This window comes from Mucilaginibacter terrae, assembly GCF_042679325.1.
Lineage (GTDB): Bacteria > Bacteroidota > Bacteroidia > Sphingobacteriales > Sphingobacteriaceae > Mucilaginibacter > Mucilaginibacter terrae.
In genome coordinates, this window is the sequence record NZ_JBHTMJ010000023.1 from 1 (window position 1) to 2,183 (window position 2,183).

2 protein-coding genes are annotated in these 2,183 nt (G+C 52.2%); both read right to left on the bottom strand.

The annotated features are described in order from the left end of the window. Positions 1–928, bottom strand: a 928-nt coding sequence (locus tag ACFQ3S_RS19615) for a UDP-glucuronic acid decarboxylase family protein (protein ID WP_377167875.1), incomplete at its 3' end; no start/stop codon positions are given. 174 nt (positions 929–1,102) lie between these two features. Beyond that, positions 1,103–2,183: UDP-glucose dehydrogenase family protein (locus ACFQ3S_RS19620; RefSeq protein WP_377167872.1), on the bottom strand; the 1,081-nt coding region annotated here is incomplete at its 5' end.

Sequence of the window (2,183 nt, forward strand, 5' to 3'; positions counted from 1 at the left end):
ATTTGAAGTATTCGTAAGTGATCTTCAAGCCTTCCTGGCGGCCTACCTTCGGCTCCCAGCCTAAAATGGCACGGGCCTTGGTAATGTCGGGCCTGCGTTGTTTAGGGTCGTCGGTCGGCAATGGTTTGCTGATCAGCTGCTGGTCGGTACCGGTCAGCTTAATGATCTCCTCACCAAATTCCTTGATCGTAATCTCATCGGGGTTACCGATGTTCATCGGCTGCACGTAATCGCTCAGCAGCAATCGGTAGATGCCTTCTACCAGGTCGTCTACATAGCAAAAGGCCCTGGTTTGTGAGCCGTCGCCAAACATGGTCAATGGTTCGCCCCTTAATGCCTGGCCTATAAAGGCCGGCAACACGCGCCCGTCGTTCAAACGCATGCGTGGCCCATAGGTGTTAAAGATCCGTATGATACGGGTTTCTACCCCATGGAAGGTATGGTAAGCCATGGTGATGGCTTCCTGGAAGCGCTTGGCCTCGTCGTACACCCCTCTCGGCCCTACCGGGTTCACGTTGCCCCAGTACTCCTCGGGCTGGGGGTTTACGTTAGGGTCGCCATACACCTCGGAGGTAGAGGCTACCAGGATGCGCGCATTTTTCGCTTTAGCCAGCCCTAACAGGTTGTGCGTACCCAGTGAGCCTACTTTCAAGGTCTGGATTGGGATTTTTAAGTAATCTATCGGGCTTGCCGGTGAGGCGAAATGCAATATATAGTCCAGGTGGCCGGGCACATGCACAAACTTGGATACATCGTGGTTATAAAACTCGAAGTTCTCCAGTTTGAACAAATGTTCGATGTTCTTCAGGTCGCCGGTAATCAGGTTGTCCATCGCGATCACTTGGCAGCCTTCCTTGATAAACCTGTCGCACAAATGCGATCCCAGGAATCCGGCCGCACCGGTGATGAGTATTCTTTTGCCTTGTATGTCCATTGTTGGTGAGTAGTTGATTGGAGAATAGTTGATTGGTTCTTTGCAGTAGGATGATTGGTTAATTGGTTGAGTTGTTGATTAGTGAGTAGTTGAATGGTTGATCGATTGTTCTTAGTCTGTTGTATATTCAACTAATCAACCACTCACCATTCAACTACTCACCACTCACTAACTTACTTCTTTCCGTCCTATCGAGTTGTAGTAGAAACCGCAGTCGATCATCTTGTCCAGGTCGTACAGGTTACGGCCATCGAAGATCACCTTGGCTTTCAGCAGGCTTTCTATCTTGTTGAAATCCGGGGTACGGAACAGCGACCATTCGGTCACGATCAGCAGCGCGTCGGCGTCTTTCAGCGCGTCGTACTGGTTTTCGGCAAAGGCAATCTTATCGCCTACGATGGCTTTAACGTTCGGCATGCCTTCCGGGTCGAACGCGGTTACCGTGGCACCGGCTGCCAGCAGGGCATCGATGATGTACAGGGCAGGTGCTTCGCGGATATCGTCGGTCTCCGGTTTGAAAGCCAGCCCCCACAGGGCGAAGTGTTTGCCTGCCAAATCGCCGTTATAGTATTTCTTTACTTTTTCGGTCAGTACCGTTTTCTGGATCTCGTTCACTTCCATCACCGAGTTCAGGATCTTGAAGTCGTAGCTGGTTTCCTCCGCCGATTTGGCCAGGGCCTGTACGTCTTTAGGGAAACAGCTGCCGCCGTAGCCGATACCGGCAAACAAAAAGCGTTTACCGATCCTATCGTCTGAGCCTATGCCCCTTCTTACCATATCCACATCGGCACCTACCAGTTCGCACAGGTTGGCGATCTCGTTCATGAAAGAAATCTTGGTGGCCAGGAAACTATTGGCGGCGTATTTGGTCAGTTCTGAGCTCCGTTCATCCATAAAAATCACCGGGTTACCCTGGCGTACATACGGGCCATACAGTTCGGCCATCAGTTTGCGGGCCCGCTCGTCGGTAGTGCCTACCACTACCCGGTCGGGTTTCATGAAGTCTTCTACCGCTACGCCCTCACGCAAAAACTCAGGGTTTGATACCACGGCGTATGCTACGCCCGGGGCAGCATGCTGCTGCATTACGGCGGTTACCTTATCGGCCGTGCCTACCGGTACGGTGCTTTTGGTTACAATTACTTTATAATCGGTCAGTAGTTTGGCGATATCGCCTGCCGCGCCCAGCACGTAGCTCAAATCGGCTGCGCCATCTCCGCCCGGAGGGGTCGGCAGCGCCAAAAAAATG